At 69.2% G+C, this 396-nt stretch carries 1 protein-coding gene; it reads right to left on the bottom strand.

Features of this window, described 5'->3' with window-relative positions; all coding sequences use genetic code 11:
* On the bottom strand, nt 1-396 hold a 396-nt coding region (locus AC1DYG_RS20350; protein ID WP_477641649.1), incomplete at both ends, for an ATP-binding cassette domain-containing protein.

Here is a 396-nt window from a genome sequence, read left to right as displayed (position 1 = left end):
GTGCAGTCGCGCCACCAGCGAGGCGAGAGTGGTCTTGCCCGAACCGGTCTCGCCGACGAGTGCCAACGAGGATCCGGCGGGCACGTCTATCGACACCGCGGCGAGCGCGTCCCGGTCGGCACCCTCGTACCGGAAGGTGACGTCCTCGAAGGCGACAGCACCGAGCGCATGGTCCATCGCCACGGGCCGCTCGGGGTCGTCGATGTCCACCGGCAGGTCCAGGTACTCGAAGATTCGGCTGAACAGCGCCAGTGAACTCGTCACGGACACACCGACGTCCAGCAGCTGCATCAGCGGCCGGAACAGCGCGCCCTGCAGTCCGGTGAACGCGACCAGGGTGCCGATGGTCATGCCGCCGGAGGTCGCGGGCAGGCCGGCAGCCAGGTAGAGCAGGGC

It is taken from the genome of Pedococcus sp. P1_H8 (assembly GCF_056405175.1).
The sequence above is the reverse complement of the archived record's forward strand: the minus strand, read 5'-3'. Positions and strand labels throughout refer to the sequence as shown.